This window comes from Allolucifera butyrica (assembly GCF_900476375.1).
GTDB classification, from domain to species: Bacteria; Bacillota; Negativicutes; order Sporomusales; family UPPP01; genus Lucifera; species Lucifera butyrica.
In genome coordinates this window covers 66,680-88,572 of sequence record NZ_UPPP01000134.1, presented here as the reverse complement: position 1 = coordinate 88,572, position 21,893 = coordinate 66,680, and the positions used below count along the sequence as shown (strand labels likewise).

Here is a 21,893-nt window from a genome sequence, read left to right as displayed (position 1 = left end):
ATACAGTAATTAACCTTTCACGGCGCCGCCATAAATTCCGGAGACAAAATACTTTTGAAAAAACAGGAAGATCAGTAAAATCGGCAATATACCGACCGCCGCTCCCGCCATAATTTGCCCATACTGGATTACCTGGCCGGGTTGCACCAGCATCGACAGAAAGATCGGCAATGTCATCTTGCTCTGATCCTGTAAAATAATCAGGGGCCACATAAAATTTCCCCACTGCTGCATAAAACTCAATATCGCTAAAGCTGCCAGGGCCGGATACACTGTCGGCAAAACAATCTGGTGAAAAATACGCAGCTCATGGCATCCGTCCACCCTGGCCGCTTCCAATAATTCCGCGGGAACTTGCATCATGTTCTGGCGCATAAAGAACACACCGAAGGAATTGGCCAGGGCGGGAATAATGACTGCTTTCAATTCATTCTGCCAGCCAATGGCCGTCATCATTTTAAATAAAGGAATCATAATTACCTGCTGCGGCAGCATCATCGTTACCAGTACCAGAAAAAACAAGCCTTCTTTGTATTTAAAATTAAACTTGGCGAAGGTATAACCGGTTAACGCGGAAAGATACACCGTACATAACGTAAACATACCCGAAACAAACAGGCTATTGCCAAAAGTCTGCCAGACCGGGCCCTTTTCCTGCAATTGAGACAAATTTTCACTGAAATTACCACTCGGCAAAAGGTGCGGCGGCAGTTGAAAGATCGCCGAATCCTTCAAGGTAGCGGCAATAAACAGCCAATAAAACGGATACAGGGAAATTATCAGGCTGGTAATCAATAATAAATAAGTAAGGAAATTACTTTTTTTCGGCATTAAATTTCCCCTCCTTTGGAAATCCGGATCTGACAATAACTCAAAAGAGCGATTAGCGCCGTTAGCACATAAGCCGCCGCCGAGGCATAACCAAAATGAAAGCTCTGGAATGCATACTGATAAATATACAAAACCGGTGTTTCCGTTGCATTATCAGGTCCGCCGTTGTAAGTCAGTAAAAAAGGTTCCGTAAACAACTGCAGCGTACCGATTACCGACATAATGGCGCAAAACAACAAAATAGGTTTTACCATGGGCATGGTAATCCGGAAGAACCTTGTTACCGGCGACGCGCCGTCTATGGCCGCGGCCTCATAAAGCGTTTCCGGCACCGATTGCAGTCCTGCCAGCAGAATGATGGCATTATATCCCGTCCAGCGCCAGATAATGGCTACTATAATAGCCGCTTTAGCCCAGAAACTGTCCTGCAGCCAATGAATACCCGGAATGTGAAATAAATGAAGAATAAAATTAAGCACCCCATATTGATCATTGAACATCAGGGAAAAGACGATCGAATAAGTGACCAGGTCAATGAGCACCGGCATAAAAACAGCCAGCCGGAAAAGACTTTTCCCCTTTATGTTTTTCGTATTTAAAGCCACCGCCAGCAAAAATGCCAAAAATAACATGACCGGGACTTGCACAACCAGAATGATCGCCGTATTCCACAGGGAATGCCAAAATAACCGGTCCGACAAAACACTGGCAAAATTCTCAAATCCCACCCAGGAAGAAGTACTCCCTTCGGCTGCAGTAAACGACAAATAGAATGAATCCAAAATGGGATAAATCATAAATAGAAAGAATAAAACAAAAAACGGCGCTAAGAACAGATAAGGCATATACACCTTTTTCGCCGGCAACTTCAAATGGAGCACCTCCCAAAATTAGACTGACCAGAAAGGCCCAATGGGAACTTGCAGCCTCTTAAAATTTGTCTTTCAACAAAAGGGTACTATTCACCATAGTACCCTTTGCGCGCTAAAACTACTTTACGGGTAACCCTGTCCTTTTCGCAATATCCTGGGCGGCCGCGGCCGTTGCCTGGTCGATATCCTGCCCGCCGACAACCGCCATCATCATATCCTGCAAAGGTTTCTTGGCATCAAGCATAATGGCGCCATGATTCATCGGCGGAATTTTGTCCGCTTGTTTGGCAAAAAACTGGTATAGGGGAATTCCGAAATAGTCATTGGTTTGTTTAAAGACAGCATTCTCGTAAAAAGGTTTATAGGAAGGGAATAATCCGTACTTCAACATGACCGTCTGCCCTTCATCGGTGGCTAAACAATACTCAAGAAACGTCCAGGCGGCTTCCGGATTCTTCGATTGTTTGGCAATTGTCAAAACAGAACCGCCCAGATTGGCCTGATTGTTGCCCCCTGCCGTAAAGGCCGGCAACGGCATAACGCCCCATTTCCCTTTTTGGTCGGCAATATCGTTCATCAGGGACCCCGCATACCAAACAGGATAAATGACCGAGGCAATCTTGCCGTTTTTTACGGCCGTTATCCGTCCGTTCCAATCTTTTATATTGATTGCAATTCCCGCATCAACAAATTTCTTAATCATCGTCAACGCTTGCTTTGACTTTTCCGAGGCAATATCAATTTTGCCGTCGGGCGTCGAATAATTGCCGCCTAATTCACTAAACAATTCCTCATAAAGGTCAAAATCCGGGCTGTACCCTGTCATTACAACATCGCCGCCAAAATGTTCTTTCAGTTTTTTACCGGCCTCAATATAATCATCCCAGCTAACAATTTTGGCGGGATCAATCCCGGCCTGCTGAAATAAGTCCTTCCGGTAATAAACAGCAGCCGGCCCCATATCCCAGGGCATTGCGTACACCTTGCCGCCGAGCATCGTCGGCTCCCACGCGGCGCTGATAAACTTCTCTTTCAGTTCCGCCGTCTTAGCCGTAATATCTACAAACCCGTTGGGGAACTTTTTCATAAAGGCCGGAAAATCCCGGTTTTGAATGGCAATAATATCAGGCACTTCCGTGCCGGAAACCAACCGCGGCATAATTTTCGTATAATCGGCGTCAACATATTGAACTTCTACCTTGATATTGGGGTATTTCTTCTGAAAACCGGCGATTTCCGCCTTCAAGGCATCGGCTGCAATATTCCAGGCGGCCACCTTGATCGTGATTGGTTCCTCTTTTTTCGCAGTGGATGAAGACCCGCCGCAACCGGCAATCGTCGCCGCCACGATAAATAAAGTCAAAATCAAAGCAATTACCCGCTTAATCAACACGCTCTCCCTCCAGACGTTTTATTTTTCCTAAGAATAGGCCAACCCCCTGCAACAGACACTCCGGCTTTACAGCCGGTATTTTAATAACTTGTCCCCCCCTTCCCCATTAATAAAAAATTAACTTACTTTTCTAAATAATTCCACTTATTAATCTCATCTTAACAAAGCAGTTAAAGAATGTCAATGATATTTAGTAAATTAAGCAAGTAATTTTAGTAAATTAAAGAGGCGAAAAAAATCCACCCCGCCGAATATGTACGCACCCGATTGACAGGCACCGTAACCGGTCCGAAGTGAAATAAATAACAGCTATACAATTATAATCTCGTACACACCCGCGGCTTTAACGAAATGAATTACAGCAGTCTCTTCCGCCACAACCTCCCGCCGGGCCGCCATGGCGGAATCATTTTTGACATAGGATCCTTTTTTTAACGGGGAAACGGAAATATACATTTGTTTCGTCAACAAATTTTGTTCAAATCTTTTAAGGCCGATTTCCCATGCCGTCCCATTACAAAAGTTATCATGAATCAGTTCGCCGTCAATAAAAGCATAACCAATATCTCCTTCATAGCCGATACGAAGAAGGAGTTCCTTCAGACCGGTAAAGCTGTCCGGCGCAAAGGTAAGAACCGCTTTCGAATCGGAAACCCGGTTAATATGAAAGCAAATAGGGTTCCTATTAACAGCAATTAAGTACCCGGCGAAAAGCCCGCTGACGTCTTTCGTTACACAATGCCCGCCGGTGACAGCAATTTCCTCCTGTAAGGGCGGAAACATCATCAAACTTACCCTGTCCCGGTCCACACACTCCAGTTTCAGCCCGTCTTCCGTCGCCAGCACATTGGCCTCCGTAATCAGGATTCTGCCCCTGCCCCGGAAATTGGCTTTCCACAGATTCAAACTTTGTTCCCTGGTCAGGGTACAAAGCGTAATCTTTTTGCCGGTATTCGTCGTCAATTTAATCAAAGCCGTCGTCTGCTCCTCGACATATACCACGGTTCCCCCGGCTGTTTTTTTACAAACCCCATTCTCCACGGACAAATCAGCCAGATTCTCGTCGGCAAAGCAGTACTCCGTTCTCATCCCCTCCGGCGTAAAGAAAAAATAATACGCTTCCCCGTCAAAATCGAGCCGGGTTATTAACTGCGCCGAAGCATACCGCAGGGTGATGCCCGCCAGATTCAGGTTAACAGGCAATATACAGCTGCTGTCCCTGGCCAGCGAAAGTCCGCCGCTGTACGGCAGTTTCAATTGTCCGCCGTCCATAGTAAAGGCAAAGCCGAAATCGGTCTGCCACCGTGTTTCAACATGGTCCTGATAGTTATTGATAAACAAAAATCCCGACCCGTTCTTTACCCTGAGCGCATAGCGCAGGGTTTCAATCTCCTCCGGCTCCAGCTTTGCCGCTTCCGGCGGCAGCATCGTTTTCATCCTGCATAAATCTTGGGCAAAGTCAATAAAAAAATAATGTAATAGTTTGAGCCTTTTATAAGACTCCCGCACTTGCCCGAATTCGCCAAGGGGCGCCTGAAAATCATAGGATATTTTAGGAGTCGCATGTTCATTCAAATAACCGTTCCGCTTCCCCTTCGGGTTCGAACCGCCATGAAACATATAATAGCCGACAAAATTGCAGCCGCCCGCCACTTTAATTCCCGTCATCGCTTCCACGCTTGCCGGCGGCACGGTAAAACGGTATTTATAAAATACAGTCATTCCGCCCCCCATCTCGCAGCAGGCATACGGGTAGTCCTCCGGCTTGTAGCCCGGTTCAAAGTTGTAGCAGCGGGAGAGCTTGTTATTGTGATGATCCCGGAACAGATATTCAGGCGTTGCCGGATGTTCCTTAACGTCATCGTCATAAAAAATCCAGGGCCAGAAAGCATATCCACCCCACAGCGGCAGCATTTCGTCAACCGGCGCGGCAGCTCCACCCCAGGCCGTACAGGTATACACCGGGGTTTCAATCCCGGCCTCCCGGGCCATGGACTTTAATTTTTTCATGTGATCTTCCCCGTCCCCGCCGCTGGAAAGCCACTCATTACTTACTCCTGTGGTTATTTCCCAGGGAGCACCGGCATGCATATATTCATTTTCGATCTGGGTACCGATAACCGCTCCCCCGTCCTTATATAACAATCCCCGAACCTGTTTCCCGATGGCGTCATAAAAGCGGCGGACATAAAACAGATACCCCTCGTCATTGGACCGTATTGCGAAGGGCTGTCCGAAAAGCCAGTCAGGAATACCGCCGTTCCTAACTTCGCCATGATTAAACGGCCCGATCCGGATAAAAACATACAGTCCGTGCTTACCGCAAAGTTCCACGAACCGCCTGAGATTTTTATTTTCTTCCCAGTCAAACACCCCTTCCACTTCCTCATGATGAATCCAGAAAATATAGGTGGAAATAATATTGACCCCGCACATCTTCATTTTGATAATTTCATCCTCCCAGCTGCTTTCCTCATAACGGCTATAATGGTATTCACCGCAAATCCCAAAGAACGGTTCCTTATTCCGTTGCATATAGTAGTTGGTGAAGTCGATTCGCTCCCCCTGCGGATTGGAACCGCCCAGCTTTATGTGCCCGGAGTAAATTTTTTTCGCAGCATTGTCCACATCCAGGTAATACCGTTTCATCCGGTTTTCCTCCCTCCAGTTCATTTCTGAATTAATGTATTTATCGGCTTAACTATAGCAAAGTCAGTAAACAAATGTCAATAATATTTAGTAAATATCGTTATGTATTTTAGTTAAAAACACCCTTTTATTTATTTCAGATAAAAAAACTCCACCTCCGCCACCAACAACACGCATTCTATCAATACGCACTGTCCGCAACCGGAAGTGGAGATTCCATTCCCCATTATTAAAAACTGCTTTGCCGGATAATCAATTGCGTCGCCATGGTTACCTTTTTGGCCAGCGTCCTGCCGTTGAACCGTTCCAGCAGCAGATCAACCGCCGTTTCACCCATTAATTCCGTATCGACCCTTACGGTACTTAATGCGGGAGAAACATATTGCGCCAGGCTTATATCATTGACGCTGATCAGATTCACCCGTTCCGGCACGGCGATCTGCGCCTCATCAAGCGCTTTCAGACAGCCGATGGCCATGGAATCATTGCCGACAAAAAAGGCTGTCGGCAGTTGTTCGCCGTGTTCGGCTACGGCTTTTTTCATTAAGGCATACCCGTCATTCACCGAAAAGTTGCCGCCATAAACATAGCTTGGCCGGAATAAGTTTTCCGCTTGTAAATAGGCTTTAAAGGCCGCTTCTCTGGGGTCCTCAATCATGGCCGTTTTATCCCGGAACGTTTCCCTGCCGCCGATATAGCCAATCTTCCGATGCCCCTTGGCCTGAAAATAATCCATAACCCGCCGGGTCGCCCGGGCGAAGTTTACGCCCACAGAATCAAATTGGTCCTCATCAGGGGAAAAATCCACAAACACCAGATTATTCGTTATCGCCTGAAAGGAACTGACTTCGGTCCCGCTAAACTTGCCTACGGCAATTACCCCTTGAATATTTTCTTTCGCCAGTCCATCCATGCTATCGGGAAAAAAGCGGACGATGCCAAGTTTATACTGCCGGCAGCATTTTTCTATCCCCAGCCGGATTGACATGTAGTAGAGATCGTCCAGTTCTTCTTCTTCCGTAAACCAGTGAATCAAAGCAATTTTCGCCGTTCCCGCTTTACGGGGGGTACGTTTTTCATAGGCAAGCTGTTCGGCGATTTCAAAAACCTTCTTTTTGGTTTCGGCGCTTACGGATAAAGTCAAATCATAATTCAATACTCTGGAGACGGTAGAAATTGATACACCCGCCTTATCCGCTATTTCTTTTATGGTAGCCGTATCATCCACCTGCTTCCCATGCTTTAGTTCAAAGATTGAATAAACCGTTTAAAGGCATTCGCGCCCTGTTCATTCCGTTTAAAAACGCCCGCATCTTCCAGTACCCGCAAGAACTTGGCGGTCGTCGCCTTTTTTACGATTTCCGCCGCATTGGCCGCGTTAATTTGCCCGGCATATTGCTCTTTCAGTTCCTCCGCCCAGGACTGGTGGTAATCGGCCACAGCCGCTCGCCGGCCCAGCAAATATTCTTCCACTTCCTGCAGTTCCGTTTTCAGCCGGGCCGGCAGTACCGCAAGCCCCATGACCTCGATTAAACCGATGTTTTCCTTCTTGATGTGCTGCACATCAAGATGCGGATGAAAAATTCCCAGGGGATGTTCCTCACTGGTGCGGTTGTTTCTGAGAACCAGATCCAGCTCCAACAGACCGTTTCGTTTCCGGGCTATGGGAGTAATGGTATTATGCGGCGTTTCGCCCGTATAGGCGTAAATATCCACATCCGGGTCGCTATACTGCCGCCAGCTGCTTAGAATATGGTCGGCCGCATCGATTAACTGGCCGGCGTGACTGCTTTTCAAACGGATCACCGACAAGGGCCACTTGACGACGGCGCACTCAATGGCCGCAAAGTGTTCCAGCCGGAAGGAATACTCCTCCGCTGCCCTGGCCATGGCAAATTCATACCGTCCGCCCTGATAGTGATCATGAGACAGGATAGACCCCCCCACAATCGGCAGGTCCGCATTGGACCCGAGAAAATAATGAGGCATTCTCTCAACGAAAGCCAGCAGGCGTGTCCAGGTTTGGCGGTCAATTTTCATATCCCGGTGTTCCCGGGACAACACGATACAATGTTCATTGTAATAGACATACGGCGAATATTGGAAATACCATGGCTCCCCCTCCAGTTCCATGCGGATCAGGCGGTGGTTGGAGCGGGCCGGATGTCCGATCCGCCCCGCATAGCCTTCATTTTCCACACAGAGCAGGCAGCGGGGATAATTGGTGCTTTTGACCGTCTTAGCCTTGGCAATATCCCGCGGATTCTTTTCCGGTTTGGACAGATTAATTGTTATATCCAATTCGCCATATTCGGTAGCCGCTTTGTAATTTATATTTTTGGCGATCCGCCGGGTCTGAATATAGTTGCTGTTTTGACTTAACGCATAAAAATAATCGGTGGCCCGCTGCGGCTCCTGCCGGAATTTCTCCCAGAAACTCCGGTTAACTTCCGAGGGCTTGGGCATAAAAATATCCATAATCCGGGCTGCCAGAATTTCCTTTTCATCAAACAAATCTTCAATGATTTTCTGCCCACAGGCGAAATCCACCAGTTCATCCAGCAAATCCGGCATGTCCCTGTCCGTTGTCTCCCGCCCCGCCGGCCCAAAATCATCAAGGCCCACAAGGTACATGATTTGATTGCGGGCATACACTTCATCTTCCCGGTCGATCAGTTGCCGCCTCACCGCGCACTGCACCAATTGTTGAATCACTTGACAGATATTCATATCCATCCCCTCTTCTTCAGTAATTGAATCCGTCAGGATGCTGGCGGTGCCAATTCCAGGCATCGCCGATAATCTGATGAATATCGGTGCGCTTAGGCTGCCAGCCTAAGCCCTGTTTGGCCTTTGCCGACGAAGCAACCAGCTTGCTGGGGTCGCCCGCTCTCCGTTCGCCGGTTTTGGCCGGAATGGGATGGCCGGTCACGCTTCTGGCCGCCTCGATAATTTCCTTAACCGAAAAACCCTGGCTGCTGCCCAAATTGAAAATGTCGCTTTTACCGCCGTTTACTAAATAATTCATGGCCAGAAGGTGCGCGTCAATTAAATCTTCCACATGGATGTAATCCCGGATGCAGGTTCCGTCCGGCGTGGCATAATCTTCACCGAAGATAGTGATCCATTCGCGTTTTCCCAGCGCCACCTGCAATACCAGCGGAATCAGATGGGTCTCCGTTGCATGGTCCTCGCCAATTTTACCGCTCTTTCTGGCGCCGGCCACATTAAAATAGCGCAGGGATACGTACCGGATACCGTAGGCGGCATCACACCATTTCATCATTTTTTCCATGGTTAATTTGGTTTCACCGTAAGTATTGGTCGGGTTCGCCGGCATATCCTCGGTAATGGGCACTCTCTCCGGCTCTCCGTACGTAGCCGCCGTAGAGGAAAATACAATATTTTTAACCCCAAATTCCTGCATTACCTCCAGTAGCACTTGCGTACCATACACATTATTGTCAAAATAGCGCAACGGCTGGGTCATGGACTCGCCGACAAGTGAATTGGCGGCAAAATGAATCACCGTCGTCAAATTTTCCCGGGTAAATACCCCTCTTAAAAAAGCCTTATCCCGAATATCCCCTTTGTAAAAAACGGCTTGCGGGTGAATCGCCTGCTCATGACCGGTCTGCAAATTATCAACCACAACGACCTGCTGTCCGGCATCAATCAGCTGATGCACGGCATGGGAGCCGATATAACCCGCCCCGCCCAAAACCAAAACACTCATTCTAAGACCTCCCCGGTAATCTCTTTGGCGCCGTCGCCAATATTGGCAATATAAAAAGAAGCTTCATAGCCAATCGCATCCTGATAGATTTTTCCCACCGCAGCGATAAAACTCCCGGTCCGTTCTTTTTCCACAATCGCAATGGCACAGCCGCCAAATCCGGCGCCGGTCATGCGGGCGCCCAAAACGCCCGGCTGCCGCCAGGCCGCTTCCGCCAGTGTATCCAGTTCCCGGCCGGTTACTTCATAATCGTCCCTGAGGGAAATGTGGGATTGATTCATCAACCGGCCAAATTCCATTAAATTGCCCTGCTGCAATGCCGCCAGAGCTTTTACGGTGCGAATATTTTCCAGCACCGCATGCCGGGCCCGTTTGATTAAAACTGCGTCGCCAATAAGACTCTTATGTTTCTCAAAGGACGCTTCCTCCAGTTCGCCCAGCGACTTGACCGGCAGCCGGGTTTGTAATTTAGCCAATGCCGCTTCGCATTCGCTTCGCCGCTCGTTGTATTTGGAATCGGTCAATTCACGCCGTTTATTGGTATTCATGATGACAATGTCGTATCGATCCAGGCGGAGAGGCGCATAGGAGTACTCCATCGTCTCACAGTCGAGCAGAATGCCATGGCCGGCTTTCCCCATACCGATGGCAAACTGGTCCATAATGCCGCTGTTTACACCGATGAATTCGTTCTCTACCCGCTTGCCCGCTTTTACCAGGTCGATTTGCTCAATTGCCAACCCAAATAAGCCGGCCAGCATGACCCCTGTCACCAATTCCAGGGAGGCCGACGACGACAAACCCGCACCGTTGGGAATCTCGCCGTAAAACAAAACGTCCAGCCCGGAATCAATAATGCAACCGTCTTGCCGCAGGCAGCGAATCATCCCCTTGGGATAGTTCGCCCAATCGTGCTTTTTATCATACTCCAGGTCTGTCAAAGGAAACTCAATCACACCCCGCTCCGGCAAATTCAAGGAATACAGGCGGACCATATTCCCGGTATTCTTTCGTGCCAGGGCATAGGTGCCAAAAGTAAGCGCGCAGGGAAATACATGCCCCCCGTTATAATCCGTATGTTCCCCGATCAAATTAATCCTTCCCGGTGCGAAAAATATTCTGTACGGCTCCGGCCCAAACAGCTTCTTAAACACACTCTCACACTGATGTAAATCCGTCAACATTCTCCCCTCTTTCCTCTCGCCGCAAAAACGGTTTATAAATTTTAGTAAAATAAGAGTAAGGGTCCGCAACCCGTCTCAGTTTGACAAAAACCCAATCATACCAGGAGCTCATCATTCATTTATAGCGTAACGCCCAGCCCGGCTTCCCGTCAAGTTCTTTTTACTTTTTTACTAAAAAAATATTCATTTAGTGCATTTCTGCCCACAAATGAATATTTTCCATGAATGTCGAATTATATTTTAGTAAAAAACACTACGATCCAATCGCCCGATTAAACAATCCCTTTTTGCAGGATTTCCTTCTTTAAATCAATAATTAATTATAGCGAGATAATACATGGATTGTAAGGTGAAATAATGCTTATAAATGAAAATACGGAAGCAATTACCTGGAATACGCACGGCGAACTCGAACAGGCCTTGCTAGGCTGCTCCCGCTGCCACCTGCGACAGGACGCCAAAGGTCCTACTTCCTATAACGGTTCGCCGGCCAGCCCGCTGGCCATTGTCGGTGAAGGCCCCGGCGGCGTCGAGGATGATTACGGCGTGCCCCTTGTCGGTCCGTCCGGCCAGTTGCTGGATAAGGCTCTGGCCAGCGTCGGCGTCACCCGTGACCGTGTTTACACCACCAATGTTATTAAATGCCGTCCGAAAAACAACCGGACGCCGACCATCGAAGAAGGACAATTTTGCGCCCGGGAATGGCTGGACCGGGAAATGGCTTTCGTCCGCCCCAAAGTCATCATCGCTCTGGGCAGCGTAGCCCTGAAATATTTATATAAGCCCGACGGTCGGATTACGAAAGACCGGGGACAATGGTTCACGACCGCCTATCAGGTGCCGGCGATTGCCACCTATCATCCGGCGTATCTTTTGCGGTTAACGGGCAAGGAACTGGTCAAGGCAAAGTGGGAAGTATTCTATGATTTAAAGGCAGCGGTGGAAAAATGCCGGGAATTGGCCCCCGACTACCCGCTTCAGAGCGACGTCCCGCCCGATCTGCTGGCGCTTTACGCCGGCCGACGCCAGGACCGTCAAGCCGGTCATTCGTAGAACACATAATTGCTTTTTAAATTAGTTCGCCCTTTTTCTTTGGCCCGGTACATGGCAATGTCGGCCTGTTTCATTAAATCCTGTACATTCCTGCCATTAACCGGATACATACTGATACCGATGCTCACGCCTACCCGCAGCCGCTTTCCGTCCAAAGAATAGTCGGCCGACAGACCGTTCAGCACCCGCATAACGAGTTGTTCCGTGTCGGCGGCCGAAACTTGCGGCGCAATCAGCGTAAACTCGTCGCCGCCCATCCGGGCCACCGTATCCTCGGTCCGCACACATTCTTTCAGGCGTAATGCCACGGCCATCAGCAGTTTATCCCCTACATCATGCCCTAAGCCGTCATTAATCATTTTAAAACCATCCAGATCAAGAAACATAATGGCCAAGGATGTTCCGTTCTGTTCGGCCAATAACAATTCCTGGGACAGACGCTGTTGAAACTGCAGCCGGTTAGGCAGGCCGGTCAAAAAGTCATGATAGGCCCTATGCCGGATTGCTGCTTCGAAATGCTTCCGTTCCGTAATATCCCGGATATTAGCCAAAATATATTCTTTCTTGCGCAAGACAATTTTACGCAGAAAAACTTCCGCGTCGAAGACCGAACCGTCATGGGGTCGCCTTGCTTTCCATTCAAACAAGCGGGGATGGCCGTCGATCACGTCCTGCCAAATCGCGGGCAAGCGTTCCAGCGGATTCTCCTTTGCCGAAAAATCTTTTAAAATGCTCAGGGTCCTCGCTTCGGTGCGCGTAACCTGGTATAACTTCACCATCTGTTCATTGACGTCGACGACGGACCCATCCAGCTCGTGGATAAAAATAGCATCATATACACTGTTAAAAATAGTACGCCAGGCTTCTTCCGCCTCCTGGACGCGGGCAGCGACCAGCAAATCGCAGTCTCCTTTTATATCCAATGCCCGTTTCATCCCCGTTCACCTCCCATGCAACAAAGACCCAAAGATCTTTAAGCGGAAGGAAAGTATTCGAAAAATTATACTTTCCGATCCCGCAAGGAAAAGTATACCAACTTGGTATACTTTAAACATTCGCTGCAAATCGCCGGATTCCTTCATAAAACTCACGTTTCGCACCTTGTATGGCGATAATATTTCTCCCAACTTACAGCTACAAAGCGAATAAAATTCCCTCAGTTTATCCTTCTCGGGGGATAAACTCTGTTCACCCTAATTATAAAGAAGCTGGCGTTAAAAATCGCCAACTTCTTTTTTATTCGTAACCGTCATACACTTTTAGAAAGGATAGAAGAAATAAAGCGAAAGGAGTGGTGACGTGCGGCGGCAGAGTATGCTGGGCGCCGTCCGGGTGGCGGCGACGTACACCGGAACTATTATCGGCGCCGGATTCGCCTCGGGACAGGAAATGCTCCAATTCTTTATTGCCTACGGCAGCATTGGCCTTGCCGGCATTCTTCTGGCAGGCGGCCTGTTCGCCTGGCTGGGCAGCCGTATGCTGGAACTGGGATACCGGTTCAAACTGACCGGTTATCCCGAAGCATTGCAACATATCTGTGGCAAAAAAACCGGCTGGATACTGGATTTTCTTACGGCCGGCTTTCTTTTCGGCGTTATGACCGTCATGCTGGCCGGAACCGGTGTCATCGTCGAAAACTATTTTTATGTTTCTGCAGCCGCAGGCATTCTGACAGTTGCCGCCGCCGTAGCGGCAACCGTTTGGGGTGGCATTGAAAACATTGCAAATGCCAATATGCTGGTTACCCCGTTACTGGCTCTGTCGGCACTGATCATCGGCATCCATTCGCTGCTCTATCATGGGCTAAACTTTTCCCTCCTGAATATTCCGGTGCAGGAATTCATCCACCCGGCTCCGCACTGGCTGCTGGCCGCCCTGCTTTACGTATCCTACAATCTGGTTGTCAGTTCTACCGTTCTGGTGCCTTTGGGAGCCCAAATTCGCAGCCACCATATCCGGAAAGCAGGCGGCATTCTCGGGGGACTCTCCCTCGGCTTGCTGGCCGGATTCATTGCGGTGATCATCATGCTGCATTATCCATTGGTCCTGCAGTACGAAGTACCTATGCTATATATTGCCAGCGGGCAGGCTACCTGGATTCACATGCTATACGCCTTTACCCTTCTGGCCGCTATGTATACTACCGCCGTAGCCTGCCTGTTCGGTTGTTCGGACAAGTTGCACACAGCAACCGGCCTCAACCGGTTGCTGTCCATTCTGGTCATGACCGGACTGGCTTTATGGTGCAGTCAAAAAGGATTTTCCCACCTAATCGCCCTCATCTTTCCCCTCTTTGGCTATGCCACACTGTGGTTTACTTTCCGGTTGGTTTGGCTTTCCCTTCCAGGTAGGAAATTGCACTGAGAACCGCCACCAGCCCTTCGCCGGTCGACTTGGCTATTTGCCAGGGCCGCCCTGTACAATCCCCCGCGGCAAAGACCCCGGGTATATTGGTAGACATGTCCCGTTTTACCTTAATGACCTCACCCTCCAATTCCAAACCGGGTAAAATATTCTCCACCGGGTCGGACTCGCGGAGGATAAAAACACCATTCACCTTTAATGTTTCCCCGTCGGTTGCCAGACTGTCCACCTGCGTATCTCCCTGTATGACCCGGGGCTTAGTCTGCATTACCTTGATATTGGAACGTTCAGGGGTAAAATTTCCCTGATATTGCGGCAAATAATATACTTGGCGGCAAAGCTCACCCAAATAGCCTGCCTCCTGTTCTCCTTCCGCAGTATACGAGATGACCGCCACATCCTTATCTTTATAAAACATACCGTCGCAAGTGGCGCAATAGCTGACGCCCCGGCCCAAAAATTCCTTTTCACCCTGAAATAAAAGGGTACTGACCACACCGGTCGCCAGGATAACTGCCTTAGCTTCGTAGGTATCGGACGGAGTCAGCAGCGTAAACCCGTCGTCCGCCGGAAATACGTTTACAACCTTTTCTTTTACCAGAACAGCGCCGTGGCTTAACGCATGGGCAGAAAATTGCTGCATCATTCCCTTGCCGGTAATTTGCGGCAAACCGGGATAATTATCGACTAAATGCGCCTTCTGTAATTTTTGACTGAAATCCAAATGTTCGAAAAGACCGATTTTCTTATTGCGGATTCCGCCGGTAAGAACAGCCGATAATCCGGCCGGACCGCCGCCAATGACCGCAATATCGAAATTCTTTTCAGCCATATACATCTCCTCCTAAAATAAAATCCTGTAGCCCGAATAAAGAAGGGGGGATTGGTATGTACAATCATACCATTACGAAATTACCTTATCTACCGGTTTTTATCCTGCTGCTTATCGCCGGCGTATTTACAGGCGGTGTGTTTGGCATACTAATAGGACTGTTTGAGAAAGATGTCCTCACCATTTCCGGCGGGGCGTTGCTGGGAATCCTGTGGGGGCTGTTTTCCGGCTTGGCAGGTATGTCCTATATTTTTGTCTTCAATTTTCTGGCGCCTGTGACAGGCGGCATTCCGGTACGGGTCGAACCGTTTGCCAAACCCGCTGCGGCCAATTCCGTCTCGCCGCCGGAAACGGCCGGCCCGCCTGCCGGATGAAGCCGTCCCCGGGAAAACGATTCTTATTTTGGTATTAAGTTCGACCCGGTCAGACAGAATCCTGCCAATTTATTCCGCCTAGTGCTCTGTTAACCCTAAATCTGCAGGATGAATTGTGAGAGATTTTTTGTCCTGCACGACGGAGGGCGCGCATATCGAGAATATGTAAGCCGACGACAACAAAGCAGGGCGGAAAATCTCTCGCAAGAACACTATAGAGTTAGGGTTTACAGAGCACCAGTTATGAACAATACACCGTGGCAAGCAGATAAAACTTCTTCCCGGCAAAATCAATGTAATATATTTATGCATTGAAAAATAAACAAAGAAAGAAAAAGCCGGAACCGCATCCGGCTTTATTTCTGTTTAGCACCCAGCAGCGTTTTAGGAATCACCACCGGATCCAGAGGCTGGAACCGGGTTTCTTCCAATGCTTTAATCTCTACCCGCAGTTTACCTAGCTGAGTCTCGATCACACTTGACGTATAATTGTATTCCCTCAATTGGGCCAATGCTTTTTCCAGTTCCTCAATTTTATCTAAATAGTCGTGATGTAACGCTACGATTTCCATGCCGGTTTTTATAGACATTGGTCCTCGCTCCTTGCCTCGTGATATAGTCGCGCCTCATAAACATTATACCCGCATTTCAAATATTTCATGAAAACAAGAAAGATCGGGCCATCAAGCCTGCGTGTGAAGACTGGCGTTCAAAGCGGCAATCTCAGTGGCCAGAGCGATAATATTGGCGAAATTCGTCACCGGACTGATTGCCTGCTGCGCCAATATCTCCTGCAAAACCAACATGGTGAAAACAGTAATTGTATTTCCTGCGACCAGGGCTGAATTGGAAAATGCGGCCAGTTTCTTAGCCTTTTCCAGCAGTTCGTCCGTTTCCGTCCCGCAAAACCGGTCCATAAGTCAGCCTCCTTGCTATTTTCCTATAATAATATAGTATTCGATCCCGGTTGGATCTATGAGCTTGGGGATTGGAGATTGGCAATTAGGAATTGGAAGTCGGGAATTGGAAAGACCCATGAACATAAAAAACGTCCGGGCACTCGGCACACGGACGTTTTCTTTTACAATTCTTTGAAAAAATCAGGCTATACATGAAGAAAACTTATCGGATCACATGCACAACCATGGCATCCCGTAGTTTGGGCTCAAACCAGGTTGATTTCGGCGGCATTATGCCGCCCAGGTCGGCAATGGCCATTAGTTCCTCAATGGCTGTAGGAAATAAAGAAAATGCCACCTGATAATCGCCGCTGTCCACCAGCCGTTCCAGTTCGCCCATGCCGCGGATCCCGCCGACAAAATGGATGCGCTGGTCCGTTCGGGGGTCACCAATATCCAATACGGGCTGCAGCAGATGATCCTGCAGGATGCTTACATCCAGACCGGCCACGGGCCCCAGACCCGTAACCACTTCCGGCTTGACGGCCAGTTCGTACCAGCGGGAGGCCAGATACATGCCGAAGGTCTTCGCCGACTCCGGTTTAACGGGACCCTGCTGGCGCTCATACGTAAAACAGGCCTCCAGCCGTTCAAAAAAAGCAGCATGCGTCAGTCCGTTTAAATCCCGCACTACCCGGTTATAGTCCATAATTTTCATCATCGTATGCGGAAAAATAACCGCCAGAAAATAATTGTACGCTTCCGCTCCGGTATGAACCGGATTGCCGCGCCGCAGAACATCGCGCACTTTAAGAGCTGCCGCCGAACGGTGGTGTCCGTCGGCGATATACAAAACAGGAATATGTTCGAAGGCCTCCGCCAGGGCCGCTGTTGCCGACGGCGCCGCAACAGCGTACAAGGTATGCCGGATGCCATCGTCCGCCGTAAAATCGCAAACCGGTGCTGTTTCCATAGCAGCTTGCATCAAACCGGTAATAACCGCATCTTCTTTATACGTCAAAAAGGCCGGTCCGGTCTGCACGCCCGTGGTCAAAATATGGTCGACCCGGTCCTGCTCTTTATCCGGCCGGGTTAATTCATGTTTCTTGATAATGCCCTGCTCATATTCGTCAACGGAAACAGCAGCTACCAATCCCACCTGAACATGGTCCTCCATTTGCTGCCGGTAAATATAAAAAGAAGGCTGTTCGTCCTGAACCATAATTTTTTCCTGGATCAACCATTCCCAATTTTCCCGTGCCTTCTGATAGACAACCGCCGAATGTATATCAACATCAGGCGGTAAATCAACCTCCGCCTTGGTTACCCTAAGAAAACTCAACGGGTTTTGAGACGTAATTAAGCGGGCTTCTGCCGAATCCATTACATCATACGGCAGGGAGGCCACTTGAGCGGCCAGTGCCGGTACGGGCCGGAACCCGCGAAAAGGTTTCACCGTTGCCATAATTATCCTCCTATTATCAACCAGCGTTAAAATTGACCAGTTTGGCGCCCAGTATCCCGTCTACCGCTTTGATCTTAAGCATCACGGGCGTAGGTATATCCGACTCGGCGGCCATAACCATGATATTCGTGCCGGCCTCTTCCGTCCGTCCAACTTGCATGCTGGCAATATTAATATTATAATCCCCCAAAATGGTGCCGACTTTGCCGATCATACCGGGCCGGTCAATATGGGGGCCGATCAGCAGCCAATCCCGCGGTGCGACATCAACGCGGTAGCCGTCGATCATCACAATGCGCCCTTCCTGCTTCCCAAATAAAGTTCCCGCCACGACATGTTCGTTCTTATCCGTCATGATCCGCACTGTAATCAAATTGGCAAAATGAACGGTTTCCTTGCTTTTGACCTCTTTGACCCTGATACCGCGGGCTTTAGCAATGGCCGGAGCATTCACATAATTGACCGTTTCCTGCAGAATCGGATTAAGTATGCCTTTCACAACAGCCGTCGTCAGCATCTTCGTATCCACATCGGCGATTTCCCCGTTATATTCCAAATCGACCGTATTGATCCGGCCGTCAGTCAGGTGAATACCCAGACAGCCCATCTTTTCCGCCAAATTCAAATATGGCTTAATGACCTCTAACACATGAGGCGCTACCGGTGCCATATTTACCGCCGTTGCCACCGGCTCGCCCCGCAATGCGGCCGCAATCCCCCGGGCAACATCGACAGCCACTCCCACCTGGGCTTCTGCAGTGGAAGCCCCGAGATGGGGTGTCAACACCACACGATCCACCGTTAGGAGCGGATTGTCCGGCTCAACCGGTTCTTTGCCGAATACATCTATCGCAGCGCCGGCCACGATACCGGCTTTAATGGCCTCAGTCAGATCCGCTTCATTAATAATACCGCCCCGGGCGCAGTTAATGATCCGCACCCCTTTTTTCATCCGGGCAAACGTATCCCGGTTAATAAGATTACGGGTTTCAGGAGTCAGCGGCAAGTGCAGGGTAATGAAATCGGCCTTGCTAAAAATCTCTTCCGTTTCCGCCAGTTCAATGCCCAATGCTTTGGCATGGCCGGTTCCGATAAACGGATCATAGGCAATCACATCCATTTCCATAGCCAGCGCCCGTTTAGCCACACCCGTGCCGATACGGCCCAGCCCCAAAATACCCAACACCTTGCCACGCATTTCCACTCCGATAAATTTGCCCCGCTGCCATTCTTTCTGTTTCATGGATGCATGAGCCTGCGGTACATTACGTGCCAGGGCCAGCATCATCGCCATCGTATGCTCGGTGGCGGCAACGGTATTCCCTTCCGGCGCGTTGACTACAATAATCCCCTTTTGCGTTGCCGCCTCCACATCAATATTATCGACGCCGACACCGGCCCGTCCAATAATCTTGAGGTTGACGGCCGCTTCAATCACAGCTTTGGTCACCTTCGTCTCGCTGCGTACAACCAGGGCGTCATAATCCGGGATAACGCGAAGAAGTTCCTCGGCGGACAATTTCGCTCTGACATCCACGGTAAACTCCTGCCGTAGAATATCTACCCCTGCCTGAGATACAGGATCACTCACCAAAACCTTCATACAAACCCTCCACCCTTCATAATCAACCGGCGTTGCCGGAAAGATACAAGAAAGAACAGAGTAATCCGCATTTTCCATTTGGAAAATGGAGATAACAAGGATTTTTTGTCGAAGAGCGCCGGCAAGCCATAAAACACAAAATTCCCCTCATCCCGCCAGGAACGAGAGGTTGGATGGAACTGCCTGCCCGGTACACCGGCTTGCACCCGCCGCCAGGTCTTTTAAAGACCGTTTGCAGTTAGCATTTCCGTTCATTGTGTCAATACGCTATAAACTTAACACGATTATAAGCCATCCACATTACAAAGTCAAGTGTGTTCTTAAGGAGCACAGCTGATGCGGCTTCCGGCTATGCCGGCACCGTCCCCACATGGACGGCCACAATCCCTCCCGTCAACTCATAATAGGTCACATCCCGGAGACCGGCTGCCACAAACAGTTCCCGGACCTCCTGCTGATGCGGATACCGTCGCAACGATTCAGGCAGCCAGCGGTACGCTCCTTCCTGGCCGGTTCCCCATTTTCCTATGTACGGCAGAATCCGTTCAAAATACAAATAATATAATTGCTTAAAAACCGGCAATTCCGGTTTAGCCAGCTCCACCGATACTACCCGGCCGCCCGGCTTGACCACCCGGGCCATTTCGCCGATGACGGCGGCAATGTCGGGCACATTGCGCAGGGCAAACCCGATGGTCGCCGCATCAAAGGTGTGGACAGCAAAAGGCAGTTGCATGGCGTTGCCTTCCAGCAATTGAATTACCGGCTCATAGGGTGTGCGGGAAATATTTTTCACCGCTTCCTGCAGCATGCCGGCGCAAAAATCCAGTCCAACCACCCGGCCACCGCCGCCGACTTTGCCGGCTTGCTCCAAAGTCAGTTTTCCCGTGCCGCAGCACACGTCCAACCCGTAACCGCCTGCTTTCAGACCGGTTTGCGCCACGGCAAACTGACGCCAGTACCGGTCCCGGTTAAAGCTGAGAAGGCTCGTCAGGGCGTCATACCGGCAGGAAATGGCCGAAAACAATTGGTGAATATATGCTTCCTTGCTCTCAATACTGAAGTCCTTCAATTCAGTCTGCCCTCCAAGGTATTTCTCTCTATTATATAATAAAATTCCTTACTTTGGCATATAACTTGTTAACAACAGGAGTTTATCCGGTAAAGCACGAAGTAATAATATTAAGAAAGGATCGTTTTGTCAAATTAAAAAATTTACATATTCAGGGAGGTTTTTCACCGATGAAACAAGTCAGCTATAACGAATACGCCGCCAAAGTAATGGAGGGACTGCCGCAGGGGGCTTTTTTGACGACTGCCCATGCCGGCAAAATCAACTCCATGACCATTGGCTGGGGCTCACTCGGCGTCATGTGGCGCAAACCGGTATTTCTGGTCATGGTACGTCCTTCCCGCTTTACCTTTGAGTTAATTGAAAAAAGCAATGAATTTACAGTAAGCGTCCCTTTACATGACATGAAGCAGGCTTTGTCCCTTTGCGGCACCAAATCCGGCCGGGAGATGGATAAACTGGCCACCGCCGGTCTTAAAGCCGTACCGGGACAAACCATTGCCACTCCCGTAATTGCCGGCTGCGGGCTTCATTATGAATGCAAAGTGATCTACAAACAAGCCATGCTGCCGGACGCACTGGAAAAGGAACTGACTCAATCCTGCTATCCCGCCGGCGACCATCACACATTGTACTACGGGGAAATTACCGCCACCTATCTTGATGAGTGATAGAAAACCGCTAACGCGGTTTTTCGGCTTATAGCGCAGGGCTCAGGGCGTGGAAAGACCCGGTCTTAGGCGCTCATCCAGGCAGAAGGACCGTCTTGTCATAAGCGGAGGTTATCCCACATTTCGCACTCTGAACTTATGGCGACAATATTTTCTCCCAATCCATACCCACATAATAACCTTATACCTCGCTTAAAATTCCCTAAGTTTATCTTTTTTCAGGAGAATTATTGTCGAGTGACAGAGGACTGCGAAAAATGGGTTTAGTGGCAACGGCGAAGCGTTGATAAGTGATCCCGATATAAGCAGAAACCCGCCGACCGGGGATAGTATTCCGGTTGACGGGTTTTCCCTTTATTCCACTTCGTCCTGGTCATCCCGCTTGTGTTTTTTCTTTGTTTTGGGTTCTACGTAATCGTCATCGTCGGGGTCATCATCGTCGCCCGCGAAATCTTTCCCCAGGAGTAAATCCGGCGCCAAGCAGACCGAACCTTGGAAAATATGACAATGGCCGTCATTCACACTGGTTTTACCGCAGTAATAATGTACATGCCATCCGTCGTTCAGATCCACGGCACAATCGGTAACCACTTCATACCAGTGCCAATGACCATGTTGACCATCCGCGTCCACAAAGAAAGTCGTGCGTCCCTTCAAACAGTGTACATGAGAACTGTCTTTCCGGTAAGCCGGCAGACTAACTCCGGCAAGCACATGCTGATGGCAGTAACACGGGTCGGCCGGCTCTACCTCAGTTTGATACAAATGCACATGAATACAGTCCCGGTCCGCTTTGCGTTCATCCTTGTCGTCCATAGATCGTTTTACACCCCCTGCTCGTTTATTACATAATATGCGATAGCTTGCATATTGGTGCCAAACAGCAGGGCAGCAC

General features: G+C 49.4%; 20 protein-coding genes. 4 read left to right on the top strand and 16 right to left on the bottom strand.

Annotation, left to right across the window (positions count from 1 at the left end; translation table 11 throughout):
• Window positions 1–9: 9 nt before the first annotated feature.
• The 8 genes from LUCIF_RS25495 to LUCIF_RS25460 all read right to left on the bottom strand — a co-directional run bounded on the left by LUCIF_RS25495 (window position 10) and on the right by LUCIF_RS25460 (window position 10,665).
• Window positions 10–831 (bottom strand): carbohydrate ABC transporter permease, encoded by an 822-nt coding sequence (locus tag LUCIF_RS25495; RefSeq protein ID WP_122630706.1) that lies wholly within the window; start codon window positions 829–831, stop codon window positions 10–12.
• Entirely contained in the window at window positions 831–1,703 is an 873-nt protein-coding gene (locus LUCIF_RS25490; RefSeq protein ID WP_207858483.1) for a carbohydrate ABC transporter permease, read from the bottom strand. The genes LUCIF_RS25495 and LUCIF_RS25490 overlap by 1 nt, the downstream gene beginning before the upstream one ends.
• 118 nt (window positions 1,704–1,821) lie before the next feature.
• Entirely contained in the window at window positions 1,822–3,096 is a 1,275-nt protein-coding gene (locus LUCIF_RS25485) for an ABC transporter substrate-binding protein (RefSeq protein WP_122630705.1), read from the bottom strand.
• A 309-nt stretch (window positions 3,097–3,405) separates the two neighbouring features.
• Entirely contained in the window at window positions 3,406–5,745 is a 2,340-nt protein-coding gene (locus LUCIF_RS25480; protein ID WP_122630704.1) for a beta-galactosidase, read from the bottom strand.
• A 229-nt stretch (window positions 5,746–5,974) separates the two neighbouring features.
• Window positions 5,975–6,973, bottom strand: coding sequence for a LacI family DNA-binding transcriptional regulator (locus LUCIF_RS25475; protein WP_122630703.1), 999 nt, complete (start codon window positions 6,971–6,973; stop codon window positions 5,975–5,977).
• A gap of 14 nt (window positions 6,974–6,987) precedes the next feature.
• Entirely contained in the window at window positions 6,988–8,475 is a 1,488-nt protein-coding gene (galT, locus tag LUCIF_RS25470; protein ID WP_207858480.1) for a UDP-glucose--hexose-1-phosphate uridylyltransferase, read from the bottom strand.
• A gap of 16 nt (window positions 8,476–8,491) precedes the next feature.
• Window positions 8,492–9,481, bottom strand: a complete 990-nt coding sequence (gene galE / locus LUCIF_RS25465; protein ID WP_122630701.1) for a UDP-glucose 4-epimerase GalE — start codon at window positions 9,479–9,481, stop codon at window positions 8,492–8,494.
• A complete protein-coding gene (locus LUCIF_RS25460) occupies window positions 9,478–10,665 on the bottom strand; it encodes a galactokinase (protein WP_122630700.1) in 1,188 nt (395 codons plus the stop codon). Before LUCIF_RS25460 ends, galE begins: the two co-directional genes overlap by 4 nt.
• 357 nt (window positions 10,666–11,022) lie before the next feature.
• On the opposite strand from LUCIF_RS25460, the gene LUCIF_RS25455 reads away from it, so the two are divergent.
• Window positions 11,023–11,718: a uracil-DNA glycosylase gene (locus tag LUCIF_RS25455; protein ID WP_122630699.1), complete on the top strand. Its 696-nt coding sequence runs from the start codon at window positions 11,023–11,025 to the stop codon at window positions 11,716–11,718.
• Here the strand turns inward: LUCIF_RS25455 and LUCIF_RS25450 are convergent.
• Window positions 11,709–12,653 (bottom strand): sensor domain-containing diguanylate cyclase, encoded by a 945-nt coding sequence (locus LUCIF_RS25450; protein ID WP_122630698.1) that lies wholly within the window; start codon window positions 12,651–12,653, stop codon window positions 11,709–11,711. The genes LUCIF_RS25455 and LUCIF_RS25450 overlap by 10 nt on opposite strands.
• 364 nt (window positions 12,654–13,017) lie before the next feature.
• Between LUCIF_RS25450 and LUCIF_RS25445 the strand changes: the two genes are divergently transcribed.
• Window positions 13,018–14,082 carry a YkvI family membrane protein gene (locus LUCIF_RS25445; RefSeq protein ID WP_122630697.1) on the top strand — a complete coding sequence of 355 codons (1,065 nt, stop codon included), beginning with the start codon at window positions 13,018–13,020 and terminating at the stop codon, window positions 14,080–14,082.
• Here the strand turns inward: LUCIF_RS25445 and LUCIF_RS25440 are convergent.
• Window positions 14,033–14,914 (bottom strand): NAD(P)/FAD-dependent oxidoreductase, encoded by an 882-nt coding sequence (locus LUCIF_RS25440; protein WP_122630696.1) that lies wholly within the window; start codon window positions 14,912–14,914, stop codon window positions 14,033–14,035. The genes LUCIF_RS25445 and LUCIF_RS25440 overlap by 50 nt on opposite strands.
• 56 nt (window positions 14,915–14,970) lie before the next feature.
• On the opposite strand from LUCIF_RS25440, the gene LUCIF_RS25435 reads away from it, so the two are divergent.
• Entirely contained in the window at window positions 14,971–15,288 is a 318-nt protein-coding gene (locus tag LUCIF_RS25435; RefSeq protein ID WP_122630695.1) for a hypothetical protein, read from the top strand.
• Window positions 15,289–15,644: 356 nt separating this feature from the next.
• Here LUCIF_RS25435 and LUCIF_RS25430 read toward each other — a convergent pair whose 3' ends face one another.
• From LUCIF_RS25430 to LUCIF_RS25410, 5 genes are all read right to left on the bottom strand, one after another.
• Window positions 15,645–15,878 (bottom strand): hypothetical protein, encoded by a 234-nt coding sequence (locus LUCIF_RS25430; protein ID WP_122630694.1) that lies wholly within the window; start codon window positions 15,876–15,878, stop codon window positions 15,645–15,647.
• Between the two features lie 93 nt (window positions 15,879–15,971).
• Window positions 15,972–16,205: a hypothetical protein gene (locus LUCIF_RS25425; protein WP_122630693.1), complete on the bottom strand. Its 234-nt coding sequence runs from the start codon at window positions 16,203–16,205 to the stop codon at window positions 15,972–15,974.
• Window positions 16,206–16,410: 205 nt separating this feature from the next.
• Window positions 16,411–17,652, bottom strand: coding sequence for a DUF1015 domain-containing protein (locus tag LUCIF_RS25420; RefSeq protein ID WP_122630692.1), 1,242 nt, complete (start codon window positions 17,650–17,652; stop codon window positions 16,411–16,413).
• Window positions 17,653–17,668: 16 nt separating this feature from the next.
• Complete coding sequence (gene serA, locus LUCIF_RS25415; RefSeq protein ID WP_122630691.1) at window positions 17,669–19,255, bottom strand: phosphoglycerate dehydrogenase; 1,587 nt, start codon at window positions 19,253–19,255, stop codon at window positions 17,669–17,671.
• Window positions 19,256–19,604: 349 nt separating this feature from the next.
• A complete protein-coding gene (locus LUCIF_RS25410; RefSeq protein ID WP_122630690.1) occupies window positions 19,605–20,327 on the bottom strand; it encodes a ubiquinone/menaquinone biosynthesis methyltransferase in 723 nt (240 codons plus the stop codon).
• A gap of 170 nt (window positions 20,328–20,497) precedes the next feature.
• Here LUCIF_RS25410 and LUCIF_RS25405 point away from each other — a divergent pair, with 170 nt between their 5' ends.
• Window positions 20,498–20,998, top strand: a complete 501-nt coding sequence (locus LUCIF_RS25405) for a flavin reductase family protein (protein ID WP_122630689.1) — start codon at window positions 20,498–20,500, stop codon at window positions 20,996–20,998.
• Window positions 20,999–21,352: 354 nt separating this feature from the next.
• On the opposite strand, the gene LUCIF_RS25400 is transcribed toward LUCIF_RS25405, so the two are convergent.
• Entirely contained in the window at window positions 21,353–21,814 is a 462-nt protein-coding gene (locus LUCIF_RS25400; RefSeq protein ID WP_122630688.1) for a YmaF family protein, read from the bottom strand.
• Between the last annotated feature and the right edge of the window lie 79 nt (window positions 21,815–21,893).